Source organism: Herbidospora cretacea, assembly GCF_001570605.1.
GTDB lineage: Bacteria > Actinomycetota > Actinomycetes > Streptosporangiales > Streptosporangiaceae > Herbidospora > Herbidospora cretacea.
Genome location: NZ_BBXG01000004.1, coordinates 329,921 through 350,248, shown reverse-complemented (window position 1 = coordinate 350,248; position 20,328 = coordinate 329,921). Strand labels below are relative to the sequence as shown.

The 20,328-nt window shown below is 73.0% G+C and carries 21 protein-coding genes; 11 read left to right on the top strand and 10 right to left on the bottom strand.

All coding sequences use genetic code 11. The annotated features are described in order from the left end of the window. Positions 1-50: 50 nt before the first annotated feature. The 3 genes from AW270_RS09765 to AW270_RS09755 all read left to right on the top strand — a co-directional run bounded on the left by AW270_RS09765 (position 51) and on the right by AW270_RS09755 (position 2,695). Positions 51-1,013: a helix-turn-helix transcriptional regulator gene (locus AW270_RS09765; protein ID WP_061293004.1), complete on the top strand. Its 963-nt coding sequence runs from the start codon at positions 51-53 to the stop codon at positions 1,011-1,013. A 21-nt stretch (positions 1,014-1,034) separates the two neighbouring features. Then, the gene (locus AW270_RS09760; RefSeq protein ID WP_061293002.1) at positions 1,035-1,808 is read left to right on the top strand and encodes an NYN domain-containing protein; all 774 of its coding nucleotides are present in this window, start codon (positions 1,035-1,037) and stop codon (positions 1,806-1,808) included. Between the two features lie 122 nt (positions 1,809-1,930). Further along, positions 1,931-2,695 carry a DinB family protein gene (locus tag AW270_RS09755; RefSeq protein ID WP_061293000.1) on the top strand — a complete coding sequence of 255 codons (765 nt, stop codon included), beginning with the start codon at positions 1,931-1,933 and terminating at the stop codon, positions 2,693-2,695. 151 nt (positions 2,696-2,846) lie between these two features. Here AW270_RS09755 and AW270_RS09750 read toward each other — a convergent pair whose 3' ends face one another. The 3 genes from AW270_RS09750 to AW270_RS09740 all read right to left on the bottom strand — a co-directional run bounded on the left by AW270_RS09750 (position 2,847) and on the right by AW270_RS09740 (position 5,519). Further along, positions 2,847-3,245 (bottom strand): MmcQ/YjbR family DNA-binding protein, encoded by a 399-nt coding sequence (locus tag AW270_RS09750; RefSeq protein ID WP_061292999.1) that lies wholly within the window; start codon positions 3,243-3,245, stop codon positions 2,847-2,849. A gap of 337 nt (positions 3,246-3,582) precedes the next feature. Next, a complete protein-coding gene (locus AW270_RS09745) occupies positions 3,583-4,257 on the bottom strand; it encodes a response regulator (RefSeq protein ID WP_061292997.1) in 675 nt (224 codons plus the stop codon). Continuing rightward, on the bottom strand, positions 4,254-5,519 hold the full coding sequence (locus AW270_RS09740; protein WP_061292995.1) for a sensor histidine kinase: 1,266 nt from the start codon (positions 5,517-5,519) through the stop codon (positions 4,254-4,256). Before AW270_RS09740 ends, AW270_RS09745 begins: the two co-directional genes overlap by 4 nt. Before the next feature lie 187 nt (positions 5,520-5,706). Between AW270_RS09740 and AW270_RS09735 the strand changes: the two genes are divergently transcribed. From AW270_RS09735 to AW270_RS09720, 4 genes are read left to right on the top strand one after another with little or no spacing between them, the layout of a single operon-like run. Further along, positions 5,707-6,429, top strand: coding sequence for an ABC transporter ATP-binding protein (locus AW270_RS09735; RefSeq protein ID WP_061292993.1), 723 nt, complete (start codon positions 5,707-5,709; stop codon positions 6,427-6,429). Beyond that, positions 6,426-7,508: an ABC-2 membrane transporter-related protein gene (locus tag AW270_RS09730; RefSeq protein WP_061292991.1), complete on the top strand. Its 1,083-nt coding sequence runs from the start codon at positions 6,426-6,428 to the stop codon at positions 7,506-7,508. The genes AW270_RS09735 and AW270_RS09730 overlap by 4 nt, the downstream gene beginning before the upstream one ends. A gap of 17 nt (positions 7,509-7,525) precedes the next feature. Further along, positions 7,526-8,842 (top strand): S41 family peptidase, encoded by a 1,317-nt coding sequence (locus tag AW270_RS09725; protein ID WP_245674644.1) that lies wholly within the window; start codon positions 7,526-7,528, stop codon positions 8,840-8,842. Between the two features lie 11 nt (positions 8,843-8,853). After that, positions 8,854-9,999 (top strand): alpha/beta hydrolase family protein, encoded by a 1,146-nt coding sequence (locus AW270_RS09720; protein ID WP_082801429.1) that lies wholly within the window; start codon positions 8,854-8,856, stop codon positions 9,997-9,999. Here AW270_RS09720 and AW270_RS09715 read toward each other — a convergent pair. Genes AW270_RS09715 through lexA form a run of 3 tightly spaced genes read right to left on the bottom strand, consistent with a single transcriptional unit; the run spans position 9,993 to position 12,355 of the window. Then, complete coding sequence (locus AW270_RS09715) at positions 9,993-10,838, bottom strand: fumarylacetoacetate hydrolase family protein (protein ID WP_061292988.1); 846 nt, start codon at positions 10,836-10,838, stop codon at positions 9,993-9,995. The two genes, AW270_RS09720 and AW270_RS09715, sit on opposite strands and share 7 nt — an antisense overlap. A 12-nt stretch (positions 10,839-10,850) precedes the next feature. After that, positions 10,851-11,630 (bottom strand): IclR family transcriptional regulator, encoded by a 780-nt coding sequence (locus AW270_RS09710; RefSeq protein ID WP_169807281.1) that lies wholly within the window; start codon positions 11,628-11,630, stop codon positions 10,851-10,853. Positions 11,631-11,686: 56 nt separating this feature from the next. Next, positions 11,687-12,355, bottom strand: coding sequence for a transcriptional repressor LexA (gene lexA / locus AW270_RS09705; protein WP_218009143.1), 669 nt, complete (start codon positions 12,353-12,355; stop codon positions 11,687-11,689). Positions 12,356-12,513: 158 nt separating this feature from the next. Here lexA and AW270_RS09700 point away from each other — a divergent pair, with 158 nt between their 5' ends. Next, entirely contained in the window at positions 12,514-13,188 is a 675-nt protein-coding gene (locus AW270_RS09700; protein ID WP_061293524.1) for a neutral zinc metallopeptidase, read from the top strand. Between the two features lie 24 nt (positions 13,189-13,212). On the opposite strand, the gene AW270_RS09695 is transcribed toward AW270_RS09700, so the two are convergent. Beyond that, on the bottom strand, positions 13,213-13,695 hold the full coding sequence (locus AW270_RS09695; RefSeq protein ID WP_061292984.1) for a metallophosphoesterase family protein: 483 nt from the start codon (positions 13,693-13,695) through the stop codon (positions 13,213-13,215). A gap of 87 nt (positions 13,696-13,782) precedes the next feature. Here AW270_RS09695 and AW270_RS09690 point away from each other — a divergent pair, with 87 nt between their 5' ends. Beyond that, positions 13,783-14,748, top strand: a complete 966-nt coding sequence (locus AW270_RS09690) for a glutathione S-transferase C-terminal domain-containing protein (RefSeq protein WP_061292981.1) — start codon at positions 13,783-13,785, stop codon at positions 14,746-14,748. Here the strand turns inward: AW270_RS09690 and AW270_RS09685 are convergent. Further along, complete coding sequence (locus AW270_RS09685; RefSeq protein ID WP_061292979.1) at positions 14,696-16,540, bottom strand: glycoside hydrolase family 15 protein; 1,845 nt, start codon at positions 16,538-16,540, stop codon at positions 14,696-14,698. The genes AW270_RS09690 and AW270_RS09685 overlap by 53 nt on opposite strands. 62 nt (positions 16,541-16,602) lie before the next feature. After that, a complete protein-coding gene (locus tag AW270_RS09680; RefSeq protein ID WP_061292976.1) occupies positions 16,603-17,247 on the bottom strand; it encodes a CatB-related O-acetyltransferase in 645 nt (214 codons plus the stop codon). 78 nt (positions 17,248-17,325) lie between these two features. Between AW270_RS09680 and AW270_RS09675 the strand changes: the two genes are divergently transcribed. After that, positions 17,326-17,925, top strand: coding sequence for a TetR/AcrR family transcriptional regulator (locus AW270_RS09675; RefSeq protein WP_061292974.1), 600 nt, complete (start codon positions 17,326-17,328; stop codon positions 17,923-17,925). A gap of 30 nt (positions 17,926-17,955) precedes the next feature. Further along, positions 17,956-18,201: a hypothetical protein gene (locus tag AW270_RS38570; protein WP_061292971.1), complete on the top strand. Its 246-nt coding sequence runs from the start codon at positions 17,956-17,958 to the stop codon at positions 18,199-18,201. Between the two features lie 45 nt (positions 18,202-18,246). Here the strand turns inward: AW270_RS38570 and ligA are convergent, their stop codons facing one another. After that, positions 18,247-20,304 (bottom strand): NAD-dependent DNA ligase LigA, encoded by a 2,058-nt coding sequence (ligA, locus tag AW270_RS09665; protein WP_061292969.1) that lies wholly within the window; start codon positions 20,302-20,304, stop codon positions 18,247-18,249. Positions 20,305-20,328 lie beyond the last annotated feature (24 nt).

Genomic DNA, 20,328 nt, shown 5'->3' with positions numbered 1-20,328 from the left:
TCCCGGGAAATCACGACATCCTCTGTCGTGTATTTCTCTAGAGTCTCCGTATGCGCGCCGACCGGCTGGTCTCGCTCGTCCTGCTGCTCCGGCGCTACGGCCGCCTGTCCGCGGCGGCCCTGGCGCGGGAGCTGGAGGTCTCCACCCGGACCGTGCTGCGCGACATCGAGGCGCTGTCGGCGGCCGGTGTCCCGGTCTACGCCGAGCGCGGCCGCCACGGCGGGTTCGCGCTGCTGCCGGGGTTCCGGACCGAGCTCACCGGGCTGAGCCACGACGAGGCGCTCGCGCTGCTGGTCGCCGGATCGCGGCGCGGCGCGCAGGCGTTCGGCCTCGGTTCGGCGCTGGCCTCGGCCATGCTCAAGGTGGTCGACGCGCTGCCGGAGAGCTACCGCGACACCGCCGCCGGGGCGGCCGAGCGGCTGCTCATCGACCCGGAGACCGACCTCCTGTCCCGCCGCCTCACCGACGAGGAGGCCCCCGGCGAAGTCGTGGCCGGGGTCCTGCGCGCGGTGTTCGCCGGGCGAAGGCTGCGCATCCGCTACGCGGCGGCCGGTCAGCCCCCCGAGTGGCGCACGGTCGACCCGATCGGCCTGGTCACGGTACGCGAGAAGGGCTACCTGCTGGCCACGCGGTCGGGCGCCGACCGCACCTACCGGCTGTCGCGGATCTCGGCCGCCGAGGAGCTCGGCGAACCCGCCCAGCGGGCCGACCGGGTCGACCTCGACCGGGCCTGGCAGGAGCGCGGCACCCGGTTCCGGGCGGGCGGCGACCAGGTCACCGTGGAGGTCCGGGTCGACCCGGTGCGGCGCGAGGACCTGGTCGGCACGGCCCTGGCCGTCGTCGCCGAGGAGGCCGAGCCCGGCGGGTGGCTGCGCCTGGAGGTGACCTTCCAGGACCACCGGCACGCCGAATGGGCGCTGTGGCAGCTCTCCACGAACGCCGAGGCGCTGACCCCCCAATGGCTGCGCGACCGCCTGCGCGACCGCGCCGCCGCGATGGCCGCCCGCTACTGAGCGTCTGTCAGGATGAGCGGCATGGCCACTGAGAACGCCGCCAAGCTCGCGGTGCTCATCGACGCCGACAACGCGCCGCCCACGATCGTCGAGGCCCTCCTCGCCGAGGTGGCCACCTACGGCACCGCCCACGTCAAACGCGCCTACGGCGACTGGACCGGCACGAGCCTGCGCGGCTGGAAGGCCCAGTTGCTCACCCAGTCGATCCAGCCGATCCAGCAGTTCGCCTACACCACCGGCAAGAACGCCACCGACGCGGCGCTGGTGATCGACGCGATGGACCTGCTCTACACCGGCCGCTTCGACGGGTTCTGCCTCGTCTCCAGCGACAGCGACTTCACCCGCCTGGCCGCCCGCATCCGCGAGTCGGGCCTGACGGTCTACGGCTTCGGCGAGCGCAAGACCCCCAAGCCGTTCGTCGCGGCGTGCGACAAGTTCGTCTACCTGGAGAACCTGGGCTACTCCTCCACCCCGCTCGCCGAGGCCCCCGTCGCGCAGACCCCGCGCGTCTCGACCGCCAAGCTGCGCGGCGACACCGCGCTGGTCAACCTGCTGCGCCACGCGGTGAAGGCGGCCTCCGACGACGACGGCTGGGCGGGCCTGGCCGCCATCGGCCACATCATCACCAAGCAGCAGCCCGACTTCGACGCCCGCACCTACGGCTACACCAAGCTCAGCGACCTGCTCGCCGCCTCGACCCTGTTCGAACTCGACCGCCGCACCCTGGGCGAGGGCAAACCGGCGGTCGTGTACGCCCGCGACAAGCGCCACCAGACCAAGCCCCAGCCCGAATAGTCCCGGATAGATCACTCCGACCCCCTCAACCGTGCGGGCAAGATCGGTCGTCGAGATGCTCGATCCCGCACACGTTGTGCCATTGCCTGGCACGGGCGGGACGGATACGGGAAACTGTTCCAATGCCTGCTGAGCGCACCCAAAGTGACCAGTTCCGTGGTGCCCGCATCCACCTGAGCGACCTCTCCGGCCTCGAGATTCGCGATTGCGACATCACCGGCCTGAAGATCGTGGACTGCTATGGGGGCGACGTCTCCCTCAGTGGCGGCTTCGAGCGTGTCGTTGTCAACGACGTCGACGTGACCGCCTACGTCGAGGCCGAGCTCGACCGGCTGCATCCCCACCGGGTGCTGGCCCGTGAGGCCACGTCCGCCGCCGAATACCGGGCCGCTTGGGATGCCATCGAGAAGCAATGGGAGGAGACGCTCGACCGCGCCAGGCGCCTGCCCGAGGCGAAGCTGCACGAGCAGGTCGACGGCGAGTGGTCGTTCGTCGAGACGCAGCGGCATCTGCTGATGGCCAGCGATGCCTGGATCGGCAACGCCGTGCTCGAGGAGGACGCGCCGTACCACCCGTTGGGTCTTCCTGCCGGCGGGATGCCGGCCGAAGCATCGGCGAAGCTCGGGTTCACCCTCGATGCCACCCCGACGCTCGAGGAGGTACTCGCGCCGCGGCTCGCCCGCATGGCCACGATGCGCCGGGTCGTCGACGAGCTCACCGAGGCCGAGCTCGACCGGGTATGTGGCCGCAAGCCGGCCGACCCCTACCCGGACAAGGAGTACGTCGTGCGCCGCTGCCTCACGGTGGTGTGCAAGGAAGAGGCCGAGCATCACCGGTATGCGGTCCGCGACCTCACCGTGCTCGAGGCCGGTGCCCGCACCGAGTGAAGGCGCGTCCCGGCAATGGACGGCGATCTCGCGATCCTGCGCTTGACCGGCCCATCGTGCTGTCGGAGCCCCTCATCGCACCCGCACTGCCCAGCCGGGGCGCGGTGCCGACCGGCGAGGTACAGCGGCAATGTGGGAGATGGTCGGCGGTTCATCCACCTGCCTTCAGCCGGAACGCGAGGCGGCGGGGCGCCTGCACGCAATAGCTGTCCGTCACCAGCTCGGCGACCTCGACCCAGTCCGTCTCGTCGTCCAGCACCATTCCCACGACATTCACCCCCCAGTCGGCCCGGAAGAACGGAGGGCCGGCATGCGCCAGCGCGGCCAACTCCCCGGGCGGCGCCCGGAAGGTCATCAGGGTGGCCGGATCGTCCACATCGATGTACGCCGACCCCCTCTCGTCGGTGGTGTAGACGTGCAGGAACGTCCCCCGGCGGATCCGCCACCGCAAGCCGATCCACGCCGGCTCCTCGTACGCCTCGGGCAGCTCCCCGCAGATCACCCGGAGCCGGCCCACAACAGCGGGTGGAACGTCCGCGATGTCGCTCATCTGTACCTCCCGCGCCCATCCTGCCCGCCGGGTAGGACATCAGCACATCAGAGCCTCCGGGGCAGCGCCGACGTCATAGGACTGCCGGGCCCTGGACGCGCGATCCACGTGGCCGATCTTGACGCCCTGGATGGCACGCCGGTGCTGGACGTCGAACCGTACCTCCGCGAGTTCGCGCCGATCGACGCCCAGCGGCCAGAGCGATCAGTTGCTTCGCAGAGCTCATGCGTCGATGTGTCCGGCACTTCCTCCTGATCAGTGATCTTGCGGAATTCGTCGGTCACCGCGACGGCGTCTGCCGCGTGAGAGCGGCGCACCCGAACAGTCACCCGAACAGTCACCGGCCCGCGCCGCCAGGGGTGATCAGGCCGGTCTCGTAGGCGACCACCACAGCCTGGGCCCGGTCGCGCAGGCCGAGCTTCGACAGGATGCGCGCGACGTGGGTCTTCACCGTGGCGACGCTGAGGGTCAGCCGGTCGGCGAGTTCGGCGTTGCTCAGGCCGGCGGCCAGCAGGCGCAGCACGTCGAGCTCCCTGGGGGTGAGCCGGGCCAGGTCGCGGTGGAGGGCGGGGTGGGCGTGGTCGCGGCGGGCGAACCGCTCGACCAGGCGGCGGGTGATGGCGGGCGCGAGGAGGGCGTCGCCGGAGCGGACCAGGCGGATCGCGGCCACCAGGTGCTCGGGGGTGACGTCCTTGAGCAGGAAGCCGCTCGCCCCGGCGGCGAGGGCGGCGTAGACATAGTGGTCGAGGTCGTAGGTGGTGAGGATCAGCACGCGGGTGTCCCCCGCGCCGCCCGCCATGATGCGCCGGGTGGCCTCCAGGCCGTCCACGCGCGGCATGCGGATGTCCATGAGCACGACGTCGGGCCGGGTGCGGCGGACCGCGGCGACGGCCTCGTCCCCGTCGGCGGCCTCGGCCGCCACCTCGATGCCGTCGGCGGCGAGGATCATGCGGAAGCCGGTGCGGACGAGGGCCTGGTCGTCGGCGATGACGGCGCGCAGCCGCTCGGTCATGGCATGCCCCACGGGAGGCGGGCCGCGAGCCGGAACCCGCCGTCGGCGGTCCGCCCGGTCTCCAGCGTGCCGCCGTAGACGGCGAGCCGCTCGCGCAGCCCCATCAGCCCCCGGCCGCCGGGGGCGCGCAGCCCGGCGCTCCGCGCCCCGCCCGTGTCGGTCACCTCGATCTCCAGCCACTCGTCGTCACCGCCGATCCGCACGGAGGCGGCGGCCCCGGGGACGTGCTTGATCGTGTTGGTGAGGGCCTCCTGCACGACGCGGTAGGCGGCCAGGTCGACGCCCGGCGGCAGCGGGCCGGGCGGGGACACCTCGGCGCGGACCGGCACCCCGGCGGCGCGCACCCGCTCCACCAGGGCGTCGAGCCGGTCGAGACCGGGCTGGGGTTCGAGCCCGTCGGCGGGCCCGTCGAGACGTTCGCCGCCGGGCCCGGCGAGCAGGCCCATGACGTGGCGGAGTTCGGCCATGGCGGCCCGGCCGCCCGACTCGATCGCCAGCAGCGCCTGTTTCGACAGCTCCGGCTCCACGTCGACGACCTTGCGGGCCGCGCCGGCCTGGATCACCATCACGCTGACATTGTGGGTCACCACGTCGTGGAGCTCGGCGGCGATCCGGGCGCGCTCCTCCGCGACGGCTCTGCGGGTGGCCTCCTCGTGCGCCCGCCGCAGTTCGCCCAGCCGGCCGACGAAACTCGCGGCCACGCCGACGCCCAGCAGCACCACGAACGGCCCCAGCCAGCTCGGCAGGGGCGCGACGTCCCGGAACGCGACCCCCGCGAACACCACCGCGAGCACGAGCCCGCCCACCGCCAGGAACCGGTTGCGGCCGTGCACGATCGCGCCATAGGTGGCGACGGCACAGGTCAGCACCGTGATCCAGGTGACCGCCGCCTGGGTGGCCAGCGCGGCGGCCAGCACCACCCAGAAGGTCAGGAGCGGATACCGGCGACGCGCCGCCAGCGGCAGCGCGGTCAGCGCCACGAGGAACAGGGGCGGGCTGCCGGGCCCGGTCCCGTCCGGGAGCTCCGGGATCTCCGGGATCTCCGGGAGCACGGGAAGCGGCGGAGGGAGGGGGTCGGGTTCGGGCTGGAGCGACAGGTACTCGGCCGAGCCGCTCAGATCCTTCGCCACGGCCATCACGACGAACGTCAGGACCAGCGCGACCGCCACGTCGGCGGCCACCGCCCAGCGGGACGGCCGGGCCCTCTCCCGGTCTGGGCCGAGCAGGAGCCGCCACCAGGACGGTCGTTCACCGGTTTCCACCGGGACATCATCACGCGGGCCCGGCCGTCCCGCATCGGCGTCCGGACCTACATCGCAGGGATGACCCGGCCGCCCCTCGGTCCGGGGAGGTACCCGATGTCGGTGTCCAGGCCGACGCGCGCCCGAGGGGGCGGCGCCTAGGTTCGGTGCCCTGCCTCATCGGATCACCGTCTCAGGAGGACATGGCGTGACCGCTGTCCTGGAAGCCCACGCGCTGGGCAGGAAGTACGGCCGGCGCTGGGCGCTGCGCGAGTGCACCGTCGCCGTCCCGGCGGGCCGCGTCGTCGGCCTGGTGGGACCCAACGGAGCCGGCAAGACCACGCTGCTGAAGCTGGCCTCCGGCCAGCTCGGGCCGACCACGGGCGACCTCGCCGTGCTCGGCGGCCGGCCCGGGAACACCCCCGCCCAGCTGGCCAGGGTCGGGTTCGTCGCCCAGGACACCCCGGTCTACCCGGGCCTGACCGTCGCCGAGCACCTGCGGCTGGGGGCCCGGCTCAACCCGCGCTGGGACGCCTCCCTGGCCCGGGAGCGCGTCGCCCGGCTCGGCCTCGCGCCCGGCCGTCGGGCCGGGCGGCTGTCGGGCGGCCAGCGGGCCCAGCTCGCCCTGACCCTGGGCCTGGCCAAGCGTCCTGAGCTGCTGATCCTGGACGAGCCGGTCGCCGCCCTCGACCCGCTGGCCCGCCGCGACTTCCTGGAGGGGCTGGGCGAGGCCGCCGCCGCCCACGGGCTGAGCGTGCTGCTCTCCTCCCACCTGGTCGCCGACCTGGAGCGGATCTGCGACCACATGATCGTGCTCGTCGGCTCCCGCGTCCGGCTGGCCGGGGACGTGGCCGGGCTGCTGGCCTCCCGTCCCGGGCTGGGCCTGGAGGACGTCGTCCTGGCCGCGATGCACGAGGGGGCGGGGCGATGATCTGGCTGACCTGGCGTCAGTTCCGCGGCTCGGCCGCGCTGACGGCCGCCGTCCTGGTCGTCCTCGTCACCGCGCTGGGCCTGACCGGCCCGGATCTGGCCGGCGAGTACGCCGCCGGGATCGCCGCCTGCGTCCCGGCCGAGACCTGTCCCGACTTCTTCGACCGGTTCTTCGGCGCGTACGACCTGCTCTTCCTGGGCCTCACCCTCGTCGTGCTGCTGGTCCCGGCGCTGATCGGGCTGTTCTGGGGCGCGCCGCTGGTCACCCGGGAGCTGGAGGCGGGCACGCATCTGCTGGTGTGGAACCAGAGCGTCACCCGCCGCCGCTGGCTGGCGGTCAAGCTCGGGATCGTCGGCCTGGCGGCCGTGGCGGCGGCCGGGGTGTGCGGCCTGGCGGTGACCTGGTGGTCGGGGCCGCTCGACCGGTCGGCCGTGCCGGAGATGGCGCAGATGGCCCCCGTGGTGTTCGGGGCGCGCGGCATCGCGCCGATGGGGTACGCCGCGTTCGCGTTCGTCCTCGGGGTGACCGTGGGCATGCTGGTCCGCCGGACGCTGCCCGCGATGGCGCTCACGCTGGCCGTCTTCGTGGCCGTCCAGGCAGCCGTGCCGCTGCTGGTCCGGCCCCATCTGATGCCGCCCGTCACCGGGACCTTCGAGCTCGGCCGGGAGAACGTCGACGGGATCGCCGCGGAGCGGGGCGGCTCGCTCCACGTCTTCCTGCGGACGTCGGCCGTCCCCGGCCATCCGGGCGCCTGGGTCCTGTCGAGCGACCTCGCCGACCCGTCCGGGCGGCTGGGCGCCGGAACCGCCGAGGGGCTGGCGGGCCCGTCGTCGACGGTCGCCCGGTCGATCCCGATCTCCACGACCTCGGGCCCGTGCGGGCCCTCGATGGGGGCGGCGACCCCGGGAGCCCACCCGTGCCTGGACGCGATCAACCGGCTCGGTTACCGGCAGCAGGCCTCCTACCAGCCCCTCGGCCGCTTCTGGCCCTTCCAGTGGATCGAGACGGGTCTCTACGCCCTGCTCACGCTCGGGCTGGCGGGGTTCTGCCTGCGGTGGATCCGGAGCCGCCTGTCATGAACGCCGTGAAGATCGCTGTGAGGATCGCTGTGAGGATCGGCGGGGCCGGTCTGGTCCTGCTGCTGGCGGCGGCCTGCACCGCGCCCGCTCCCCCGCGCGGCGAAGCCGGAACCCCGGCCGGCACGGCCTGCGCGCCGCCCCAGGGTCCGCCGGAGCCGGAGACGCCCACCACGATCGACGTCGTCGAGCAGGCCTACTTCTGCGTCCCCGGCACGCCCGAGCTGCTCACCGCCGGGTTCGCCGCTCTCGTGCGGAGACTCAACCGGGACGGCCGCGACCTGCCCGAGGCCGCCATGCCCGCGCTGACCGGCGACCGCGCGGCCGACTGGGCCGCCTTCGAGACCAGGTTCCGGGCGATCGGCGACCGGCTCCCCGCCCGGCGCGAGGAACTGGCCGCCGCCGTCCTGGAGGGGATGGTGGCGGCCCTCGGCGGCCACGCCCGCTGGGAGCGCCGGCCTCGGGTCCCGCCCGACCACCACGACGGCGACGGCTACGGCCTGGGCCTGCGGACCAGCGACCCGGCCCTCCCCCCGCTGTTCGTCACCGCCGTGGACGGCGGCCCGGCGCGGGCGGCCGGGCTGCGCCCCGGCGACGTCGTCGAGAGCGCCGACGGTGAGATCGACGCCGTGTATCCGGACGCCCGGCCGGTGCGGCTGCGGCTGCTGCGCCCGGACACCGGCCGCCGCTGGAGCGTGACGCTCACGCCCGGCGTCTACCCGAGGGACCCGGCCGGTCTGCGGGTGGTGCGGGCGGAGCTGCTCGGCGACGTCGTCCACGTGAGGATGACCGGGTTCCCGCCCGGCGCGGCCGACCGGGCGCTGAGGGCGGTCGCCCGGCTGCGCGCCGGACGGACGGCAGCCGGTGTGGTGCTGGACCTGCGCGGCAACGGCGGCGGCAGCTCCGCGGAGGCGACCCGGCTGCTGAGCGCGTTCGTCCACGGCGCGGTCACCGCCTACCTGTGCGCCCCGGACGGCGCGTGCGAGAGCGACTGGACCGACGACACCGTCGCCCTGCTCGGCCTGCCCCTGGTCGTGCTCGTCGACCACGGCTGCGCGGCGGCCTGCGAGCACGTCGCCTCGGCGGTCAGGGACCTACGCGCGGGCCCGCTCGTCGGCACCAGGACGGCCGGGGCGGTTCCCGGCGCGTCCCGGCAGGTCCTGCTGCGGGACAACACCGTGCTGAGCCTGCCGACCCGGCACCACCTGGGCCCCGGCCGCGAGGTGGTCGACGGGATCGGCGTGCCGCCCGACCATCACGTGCCGCCGACCGCGCGCGACGCCGCCGCCGGGCGCGACCTCGCCCTCGACCGGGCCCTGACCCTGCTGCACCAGTGAACGGACCCCCGATGAGACGACTGCTGGCCGCCGCGATCCTGGCCGCCACAACCCTGGTCACCACGGGCCTGACCGCCTGCTCCGCGCCCGAACCGCCCAGGGCCGCCGCCTCCTCGGCCGCGCCCGCCGGTCCGGTCACCCTCCCGGCCCCGACCGGCGGCCGTCCGGTCGGCAGCACGGTCCTGCACCTGACCGACGCCTCCCGTCCCGACCCCTGGGACGAGAGCATGCGCGCCAGGGAGCTCAGGGTCACCCTCTGGTATCCGGCCGAGAAGCGGGGCGGCCCGCCCGCGCCCTACATGTCGCCCGAGGAGGCCGAGCTGCTCCTGGCCGGATCGGGGCTGGCGGTCACCCGGGCGGAGACGCTGAGCGGGACGCGGACCCATTCCGTCAGGGACGCCGGCCCCGCCGGGCGCGGGCTGCCGCTCGTGGTGCTCTCCCCCGGCTTCACCAAACCGGCGAGCACCCTCACGTCCCTGGCCGAGGACCTGGCCAGCCGGGGCTACGCCGTCGCCGCGATCGACCACACCCACGAGAGCCACGCCACGACGCTGGCCGACGGGCGGGTCGCCGGGTGCCTGGCCTGCGACTTCTCCGACGACCCGGGGTTCCGCGCCGGGCTGGTCCAGGGCCGGGCGGCCGACGTCTCCTTCGTCCTCGACCGGCTGGCCGCGACGTACCCCGGGCTGATCGACCTCGGCCGGACCGGGATGGCGGGCCAGTCGATCGGCGGGGCCGCCGCCGTCGCTGCCATGGTCGCCGACCCGCGCGTCCGCGCCGGGATCGACCTGGACGGCACCACCCACGCCCGCGTCCCCGCGCGCGGCCTGTCCCGGCCCTTCCTGTTCCTCGGCACGCCGGAGCACGTTCCGGGCGGCCCCGACCACTCGTGGGACCGCGACTGGAAGGCGCTGACCGGCTGGAGACGCTGGCTCGTGGTCGCCGGGGCCGAACACCAGACGTTCACCGACATCCCGCTGCTGGCGGACGCCATCGGCCTGGACCCCCTGCCCGGCATGCTGCCGGCGGCCCGTGGCGCGGAGCTGACCCGCGCCTACGTGGCCGCCTTCTTCGACCTGCACCTGAGAGGGCGGCGACAGCCCCTCCTGGACGGGCCGTCGCCGCGCCACCCGGAGGTGACCTTCGGGCCTCAGTAGGCCACGATCACCTGCTCCTGGCGGCCGAGACCCTCGATCTCCATCGTCACGACGTCGCCGACCTTCAGGTAGGGGAAGCGGCCCGACAGCGCCACGCCCTCGGGGGTGCCGGTGCTGATCACGTCGCCCGGCATGAGGAGCATGTAGTGGCTCAGGTGGTGGATGATCTCCGCGACGGAGAAGACCATGTCGGCGGTGCTGGAGTCCTGCCGCGCCTCGCCGTTGACCCACGACCGGAGCTGGAGCTTGGTCGGGTCGATCTCCGAGGCGGGCCGCAGCACCGGCCCGAGCGGGTTGAACGTCTCGGCGCACTTGCCCTTCGACCACTGGCCGCCCGACTCCTCCAGCTGGAAGGCGCGCTCGGACAGGTCGTTCGACAGGGCGTATCCGGCGACGTAGTCGAGCGCCTCGGAGGGGTCGTTCAGGTAGCGGGGGGTGCGCTTCATGACGACCGCGAGCTCGACCTCCCAGTCGGTCTTCACCGAGTTCGGCGGCAGGATCACGTCGTCGTCGGGGCCGATCACGCAGCCGGGGTGCTTGAGGAACACGATCGGGTAGGGCGGCGGGGCCGCGCCCGACTCGGCCGCGTGGGCGGCGTAGTTCATGCCGATGCACACCACCGCCGGGGGCCGGGCGACGGGCGAGCCGATGCGCCGCCCGGCCGTGTCGATCTCGGGCAGTTCCCCGGCCTCCAGCGCGGCGGCGACGCGCTCGATGCCCTCGGCCGCGAAGAAGTCGCCGTCGAGGTCGGCGGTGAGCGGCGTCAGGTCGTAGTCGCGGCCCTCGTGGCGGACGGCGGGGCGCTCGGACCCGGCGGGGCCGTGGCGGAAGAGTTCCATGTTCCTTTTCCCTTACGCGTCCTGCCGGCCCATCCGCAGCGCGAGCTGGTGGACGGTCGACCGGACGCTGTCGATGATGCTGGAGAGGACCTCGGGTGTCCCGCGCACCTCGGGGACCGCGACGCCGACGGCGGCCCGGCCTCCCCCGCGGTGACCGCTGAAGGGCGCGGCGATGCAGAACACTCCGGGGGTGTATTCGGAGCTGTCGACGGCGTAGCCGTTCGCCCGGACCTCCCGGACGGCGGTCAGCAGCGCGGGCAGCGAGGTGATCGTGTGGGGCGTGAAGGCGGTGAACTCCACCCCGGCGAACCGTTCGGTGATCTCCTCGTCGGACAGCTGGCTGAGCAGCGCCTTCCCCACCCCGGTCGCGTACGCCGGGAGCCGGGCGCCCACCCGCGAGGCCAGCCGGAGCTGGTGGTCGGCGTCGACCTTGGCGATGTAGACGTTGTCGACGCCGTCGAGGGTGGCCAGCTGCACGGTCTCGTTGAGGGCGTCGCGCAGCGCCTCCATGTAGGGGAGGGCGACCTTCTCCAGGTCGGCGACGGCGACGTAGCTCTGCCCGGCCTGCCACAGCCGGATGCCGACGCGGAACCGGCGCGTCTCGGCGTCCTGTTCCAGGAACCCCCGGGCGGCCATCGTCACGAGCAGCGTGTAGGTGCTGCTCTTGGGGATCTCCAGGCGGCGCTGGATCTCCGTCAGGGTCAGGCCGTCGCGGTGGTCGGTCAGCAGGTCGAGGATGGCGAGGGTGCGGTCGGCCGACTTGACGAGGGCGGGTTCGGCCTGGGGAGACACGCGCCCCATTGTCCGAGCCGGTTCCATATGTTGTCAATGTGTTCACATATGTGAACTCACAGGTTGCGCAGGACCGACACCACGATGCCCAGGACCACGGCCTCGTCGCCGTCGATGACCTCGAACGCCGGGTTGCGGGGTTCGAGGAGGACGTGGCCGTCGCGGCGGCGGAACACCTTCACGGTCGCCTCGCCGTCGATCATCGCGGCGACGATCTGCCCAGAGTGGGCCTCGGGCTGCTGGCGGACCACGACGATGTCGCCGTCGCAGATCGCCGCGTCGACCATCGAGTCGCCCCGCACCCGCAGGCCGAACACGGTCCCCCGGCCGGTGAGGTCGCGCGGCAGGGTCAGCATGTCGTCGACGTGCTGCTCGGCCGGGATCGGGACGCCCGCCGCGATGTCGCCCACCATGGGCACGCTCACCAGCTCGGCGGCCGGTCGCGGCTCGGCCCCGCGCAGGAACAGCCGCACGTCGATCGGCCGGGTCATCGCGCCGCCCCGGCGCAGGAAGCCCTGCTCCTCCAGGGCCTTCAGGTGCCTGGACACCGACGAGGACGACCGCAGCCCGACCGCGTCGCCGATCTCGCGGGTGCTGGGCGCGTAGCCGTGCCTGACCACCCAGTCGCGGATCGTGACCAGGATCCGCTGTTGACGCGGCGACAGCGCCGCGGCATCGAGGTGGTCGAACAGGTCGGCGTCGTCGTAGGCGGTCACCCGCCACATGCTAGGGCCCGGCGCGCTCGGCAGCGCTCAACGACTGGCGCGCGAAACCATTCATGCGAATTAATCATTATTAGCGCAATGAGTGAAATATGTCTCACTCGGCCATTTCTGTGATCGTTTCAATGGAGGCCCATCCCCTCACGAATTCCGGGATCCCCATGCGCATGCGATCGGCGGCACTCGCCGCAGTCCTCGCGTCGGTCCTGCTCGGCGCCGCTCCGGCGGAGGCGGCGCCGAGCAGACCGGACGACATCAACACCGACCTGTCCACCGCGACCAACGTGACGAATTCCTTCTGGGCCCGTAACTGGAACACCTTCTTCACCGGCGCCTACCGGCCGCCCCAGGTCTTCGGCTCCTTCCGGCGGGGCGTGCGGCAGCCGCCCGCCTGCGGCGGCAGCCGTACCGGTTTCGGCAACGCCTTCTACTGCGTGCCCGGCGACTTCATCGCCTGGGACTTCGACCTCATGGCCGCCGGGTACCGCTCCGGTGACGCCTGGGTCTACCTCGTCATCGCCCACGAGTGGGGGCACGCCGTCCAGGCCAGGATCAACCGCGCCCTGGTGCCCCGCCACCAGGAGTTGCAGGCCGACTGCCTGGCCGGCGCGGCCCTGTTCGGCGCGGCGGCCCAGAAGACGCTCACCTTCGAGGAGGGAGACGTGGCCGAGCTCCGCGCCGCCCTGCGCCGCATGGGCGACCGCACCCCGTGGACCGACGTCAGCGACCACGGGTCCGCCGAACAGCGGGTCGCCTTCTTCACCCGTGGCGCCGAGGGAGGCGTGCGCGCCTGCCTGCCCGCCGCTTCGGGGAGCCGCACCCCGGCCCGCCGATAGGACCGGCGCGGCGTGCTCGTGGGCTCACGTGACGGGGACGATCTCCGCCGCCACGAGCACGCCGTCCTCGACGCGCAGGACCCCCAGCGTGCCGTGGGGCTGGCGGCGCTTGTCGGTGGGCGAGCCCGGATTGAAGATGCGCAGCCCGTCTCCGCTGTCGTCGAGGGGGATGTGCGAGTGGCCGTACACGACCAGATCGGCGTCCGGGAACCGGGCCTTCATCCGGGCGATCCGCCCTTTGGCCGGGCCGCTGTCGTGGATCATGGCCACCCGCAGACCGCCGAGCGTCAGCTCCAGCGTCTCGGGGGCCTCGACGTCGGGGCCGTCGTTGTTGCCCTTGACGACGTGGACGGGCGCGAAGGCGGCCAGCTCGTCGATCACCCAGCCGGCGCAGACGTCACCGGCGTGCAGGATCGCGTCGGCTCCGCGCAGGTGCTCGGCCACCCGGGGCGGGCACGCCTTCCAGAAGCGCGGGGCGTGCGTGTCGGACAGGACGACGATCCTCATCGTCCCATGATGGGCTCGACGCGGGCTGATCGTTGACATCTATCCCTATATTTCCTACCTTTTTACTTAGGAATTGGAGGAGATGCCGTGACCACCCACGCCCCCGCCTTCGCGAGCCCCGCCGACGTCGACGCCTTCGGCCCCTACGGACCGGGCCGCCTCGACCGGCGGACCGACCGCCCCGTCTACCCGTTCCAGGACCGGATCACCGCCGACGGCTCCAGCGGATACCCGGCCGAGCCGGGCCGCTACCACCTGTACCTCGCCCACGTCTGCCCGTGGGCGCAGCGGGTGGCGATCATCCGCGACCTGGCCGGGCTCCAGGACGTCGTGTCGCTCTCCTACGTCGACGACGCCCGCGACTCGCGCGGCTGGGCGTTCCGGGAGAACTGGGGGCCCGACCCGGTCAACGGCTTCACCTTCCTCGCCGAGGCCTACGAGGCCACCGAGCCCGGCTACCCCGGCCACATCTCCGTGCCGGCCCTCTGGGACCGCCACACCGGCCGCGTCGTCAGCAACGACTTCCCGGTGATCCCGTTCGACCTCGCCACCCAGTTCGCGGCCTTCGCCACCGCCGGAGCCGACCTCTACCCGGAGGACCTGCGCGCCGCGATCCAGGCCCTGGACGAGGAGATCGCCCGCGACGTCAGCGCCGCCGGCCACCAGGTGGCCAGGGCCGCCACCCAGGAGGAGTACGAGGAACGCCGCGCCCGCGTGACCGAGGCGCTCGACCGCCTCGACGCCCGCCTCGCCGGCTCCCGCCACCTGTTCGGCGACCGGCTCACCGAGTCGGACGTGCAGCTCTTCGTCGCCCTGGTCCGATACGACCTGCTCACCAACCCTCTGGCCGGGATCGGCGAGGAGCGCCTGACCGACTACCCGCACCTGTGGGCCTACGCCCGCGACCTGTACCGGATCCCGGCGTTCCGCGAGACCACCGACTTCGCCGCCTTCCGCCTGACCACCCGCCCCGCCTACGTCGGCGACGGCCCGGCGCGCGTCACGGTCGAGCCCCGCCTGGCCGACTGGGACGAGCCGCCCGCGCGAGGTTGACGCCGCTGGCGATGACGCCGATGTGGCTGAAGGCCTGCGGGAAGTTGCCCATGAACGTGCCCGTCGAAGGATCGATCTGCTCCGGCAGCAGGCCGACCGGGCTGGCGCGGGCGCACAACGACGCGTAGAGGTCCTCGGCCTGGTCGAGGCGGCCCTGCAGGATCAGGTTGTCCACCAGCCAGAAGCTGCAGAGCAGGAACGCGCCCTCGTCGCCGGGCAGTCCGTCGGGCGAGTGGTCGTGCAGATACCGGTAGAGCAGGCCGTCACCGGCCGACAGGCGCCCGGCGATCGCCTCGGTGGTGGCCACCATGCGCGGATGGCGGGCCGGCACGACCTTCCGCAGCGGCAGCGCGAGCAGGCTGGCGTCCAGGCTGCCGCCGCCGTCGAGGTGCTCGCTCAGGCATCGGGCCCTCTCGTCCCAGGAGTGTTCGAGGATGTGCTCCCGCAGTCTCCCGGCGGTGGCGCGCCAGGCGGCGATCGGCCCGGACAGGCCCAGCCGCCCGCCGATGGCCGCGGCCCGGTCGAGGGCCACCTGGCACATCGCGGCCGAATAGGTGAAGGTCCGGCCCTCGCTGCGCACCTCCCAGATGCCCTGGTCCGGCTGCCGCCAGCGGTGCGCGGCCGATTCGGCCAGCTCCGTCAGCCGGGACCACAGGGCGGGCTGGAGGTCGCGGCCGGGCGTCAGCCACTGGTCGGCGCAGTCGAGCACCTCGCCGTACACGTCGTGCTGGCGCTGGTCGGCGGCGCCGTTGCCCCACCGCACGGGGGCGGAGCGCCGGTAGCCCTCCAGGCCGGGGTCCTGGATCTCCTCCGGTACGGGACGACCGCCCGGCGTGTACATGATCAGCGGATGACGGCTCTGTTCGAAGGCGTCGAGGACCCATCCGAGGAAGGCGTCGGCCTCCTCCTCGAAACCGACGCGGCGCAGCGCGAACACGGCGAAGGCGGCGTCCCTGATCCAGGTGTAGCGGTAGTCCCAGTTGCGGACGCCGCCGATCGGCGCGGGCAGCGAGGAGGTCGGCGCGGCGACGAGCGAGCCCTCGCCCCAGTCGTCGCACAGCTTCAGGGTGATCACCGACCGCCGGACCAGCGCCTCCTGCGGCCCCCGGTAGTCGCACTGGGCCATCCAGCGCCGCCACGCCTCGGCCGTCTGCCGCAGCATCTCCTCGGGTTCGAACCGGTGGTGGCGGTGGATGTGGCCCCAGGACAGCACGAGGTCGAGCCGGTCGCCCTGCCTAAGGTCGTGCGCCGTGCGCAAACCGTTCAGCGGACGGCTGGAGCGCAGGTGCAGCCGCAGTTCCGGCCGCTGGAGGGAGCGCACCTCCAGCCCGCTCGCCATCGCCCTGGTCTGCCCGCCCCCACGCGGCTCCAGTTCCACCCGCAGGCGCACCGTCCCGGCCACCACGGCCACCGAGCGCACCAGCTCGCAGCGCCCGCCGCCCGCGTCGTCGCTGAGGTCGGCTCCCGCCCGCAGGGCCAGCGCGTCGGTGATCCGGACCAGGCCGGCCGGGCCGCGCAGCTCGGTCACCAGCACGGCCGTGTCCGGCTCGTAGTACTGCCGGACCTCACGCAGGTCGTCGACGGTGACCGTGAAGTGGCCGCCCCGGGCGTGGTCCAGCAGACCGCACAGGAGGGGTTCGCTGTCGAAACGGGGCAGGCACAGCCAGGGGATCGACCCGTCCGCGCCCACCAGCGCCGCCGTCGTGCCGTCGCCGATGAGGCCCAGGTCCTCCAGCCTCGGGTAGCCGTCGTGGCGGTGGAAAGGCCGGAACGGCGGATCGAGATCGAGCATGGCGGACCTGCTCCCTCCACCCCGTCCGGAATTCGCCCATAACGGTACGAATACGGCGATGTCTACCCGCGCGGCGCCCGTTCAACCAGTTCGTCGACGGTGCCGGACATGATCGTGCGGAGGTGCTCGGTGATGTGGTCGAGCGGCCAGTCCCACCAGGCCAGGGCCAGCAGGCGCTCGACGTCCGCGTCGTCGTGGCGGCGGCGGATGAGGCGGGCGGGGTTGCCGCCCACGACGCCGTAGTCGGGGACGTCGTCCACGACGACCGCGCCGGAGGCGACGATCGCGCCGTGGCCGATGCGGACGCCGGGCATGACCGTCGTCCGGTAGCCCAGCCAGACGTCGTGGCCCACCACGGTGTCGCCCCGGCCGGGGAGGCCGGCGATGAGGTCGAAGTGGTCGGACCAGGAGCCGCCCATGATCGGGAAGGGGAAGGTCGAAGGGCCGTCCATGCGGTGGTTGGCGCCGTTCATGATGAACCGCACACCCTCGCCCAGCGCGCAGAACCTGCCGATGACCAGCCGGTCGGGGCCGTAGTGGTAGAGCACGTTGCGGGTCTCGAACGCGGTCGGGTCGTCGGGGTCGTCGTAGTAGGAGAACTCGCCGACCTCGATCAGCGGCGAGGTGATCAGCGGCTTGAGCAGCACCACTCTCGGCTGGCCGGGGATCGGGTGCAGGACGGTCGGGTCGGCGGGCACGGTCGGCACGGGGACTCCACTAATGCGACAGATGATGCATTAGCATGCTGCCATGACGCCGCCCCCCGAGCAACCGGACCACCGTCCATGACTCCCACCGCCCGGCCCGGCGGCCGGACCGCCCGGGTCCGCGCGCAGGTCCTCGACGCCGTCCGCGCGGAGCTGGGCGAACACGGCTTCGACGGGCTGACCCTGGAGTCCGTCGCCGCGCGCGCCGGCGTGCACCGCGCGACGGTCTACCGGCGCTGGGGCGACGTCGGGGGGCTGCTCGCCGACGTGCTCGACGCGGCGGGCGACGACGACTGGCAGCCCCCCGACACCGGCTCCCTCGAAGGCGACCTCACGGCGCTGAACGAGGAGATCCAGTGGGCGCTGACGGTGCGGCCGTCGATCATGGCGGCGCTGATCGCCGCCTCGTTCCGCTCCGAGAAGGCCGCCGAGGCGCAGCGGCGGCTCTGGGACGACCGGTACGCCCAGTGCGAGGTCATGGTCGACCGGGCCGTCGAGCGTGGGGAACTCCCGCCAGGCACCGATGCCCGGCGGCTGCTCGTCGCCGCCACCGCGCCGGTCTACCACCAGCTCGTGCTGCTCCGCACGCCCCCCGACCCGCGCCTGCCCGCCGACACGGCCAGGACGGCCACCCTCGCCGCGACCGCCGGAGCCTTCACGACTACTCTCCGTGCCTGAAGTCTGTTTTCAACGACGGAGAGTGACGCCATGACCAAGACCTTCGTGACGGCCCTGCTCATCCTGGGCGCGGCCGGGATCGCCGCCCCCGCCCACGCCGCCGACGACCCGGACTCCAACTTCGGCCCGGGGGTGAACGCGGCCGGCAACTGGAACTTCTCCGCCGCCTCTGTCTGCTTCCAGGAACTGGCAGTGGTCCCGGTCGGCGCACCCTGGACCGGCAACCAGACGAACCACTGCGTCAACGGCAACGTCCTCAACCACAGCGGCCAGTAGAGACGAGGTCAGGGCCGGGGGTCACCGCATCGGCCTGGCCGATGCTCAGAGGAACGAGGCGACCAGCTCGGCGAACTCCTCCGGCGTGGCGATCCGCACGCCCAGGCTCTCGGCCTTGGTCCGCTTGGAACCGGCCTTCTCCCCCGCGACCACCAGCGCCGTCTTGGCCGACACGCTCGACGACGCCTTGCCGCCCGCCCGTTCGATCAGCTCGTTCATCTCGTTGCGCGACAGCGCCTCCAGCGATCCGCTCATCGCCCCGGTGACCACCACCGACATGCCCGCCAGCGGGAGATCCGAGACCTCGTCGGCCGTGACGTCGCGGGCCTCGACGCCCGGCTCGGTCATGTTGACCCCGGCCGCGATCAGCTTGTCGATGAGCGGGGCGACCTCGATCAGTTCGGCGACCACGACCGGGGCCTTCTCCGGGCCGATCCCCTCGACCTCCTGGATCGCCTCGGCGGTGGCGGCGCGGATGGCGTCCATCGTCCCGAAGTGGCGGGCGATCCGGCGGGACATGCTGCGGCCGGTGCCGCGCACGCCCAGCGCGCAGAACACCCGGCTGAGCGGCTGGCCCTTGGCCCGTTCGAAGGCGGCCAGGAGGTTGTCGGTGCTGGTCTCGCCCATGCGCTCCAAGCTCAGCAGCTGGTCGCGGGTGAGGAAGAACAGGTCGGCGAAGTCGGTGATGAACCCCACGTCGAGCAGCTGCTTGATGCGGTTGACGGCCAGGCCCTCGATGTCGAGCTGGTCGCGGCCCGCCGCGTATTCGATCGAGGCGATGGCCCGGCAGGCCCGGCCGCGCACGCAGCGCCAGCGCTCCTGGCTGCTGTCGATGGCGTCGCCGCACGACGGGCAGACCTCGGGGATCGGGATCGGCCGCTCGTCGCCGGTGCGCAGGTGGACGACCGGCGCCTCCACCCGGGGGATCACGTCGCCCGCCTTGTAGACGGTGACCGAGTCGCCGAGCATCAGGCCGCGCCGGGCGATGTCGGCGGCGTTGTGGAGGGTGGCGTAGGTGACGACCGACCCGTCGAGCTCGACCGGCTCCAGCACGGCGCGGGGCGCGATGATGCCGGTGCGGCCGGTGTTCCACTCGACCGCCAGCAGCTTGGTGATCTTCTCGGTGGCGGGCAGCTTGTAGGCGACCGCCCAGCGGGGGGCCCGCGAGCTGAACCCGGCCAGCGCCTGGTCGGCGGCCAGGTCACACTTGATCACGATGCCGTCGATGCCGAACTCCAGCTCGGCCCGCGCGGCGGCGATCTCCTCGACCCGCGCCTGCACCTCTTCCAGGGTGGACACCAGCACCCCGGCGACCGGCGTGACGGCCGTGGTCTGGACGCCCTGGCCCGACACCCACTCCATGATCTGGCTGTGCGGCAGGTCGCGCAGGCGGGCGGCCAGCTCCGACTCGTCCATCGGGAGCGCGCCGTAACCGAAGAAGGTCAGCTCGCAGACGTAGGGCCGGTCCTTGGTCCGCAGCGTCCCCGCCGCCGCCGAACGCGGGTTGGCGAAGGTCGTGCCGTCGTGGGCCTGACGTTTGTCGCACGCGTCGGCGAACTGGGCCGCGGTCATCATGACCTCGCCGCGCAGTTCCACGGTGACGGGTTCGGCCAGCCGGTCGGGCAGCCCCACGATGGTGCCGATGTTGTGGGAGACGTCCTCACCCGCGACACCGTCGCCCCGGGTGACCAGCTGGACCAGCCGCCCGCGCCGGTAGCGCGCCGAGACCGCCAGCCCGTCGAGCTTGGCCTCCACGCTCCACGCCTCCACCGGACGGCCCAGCCGCCGCTCCAGCGAGGCCGCCCACGAGACCAGCTGCTCGGCGCCGAAGACGTTGTCGAGGCTGAGCATCGGCACCGTGTGGGGCACGTCGCCGACCACCGCGCCCCCGGCGACCTTCCCGGTCGGCGAGGTCGGCAGGACCTGCTCGGGATGGTCCGCCTCGTAGGCCTCGATGCCCCGCACCAGCCGGTCGTAGGAGTCGTCGTCAAGCGTGGAGGTGCCGTCGCTGTAATAGGCGGCGGAGGCGTCGACGGCCAGCTGAACGGCCTCGGCATAAGCGGTCTCATCTGGGATCATCGTCATCGGGGGCGTTTCGCTCATGATCCCATCCTCTCGAACGGCACT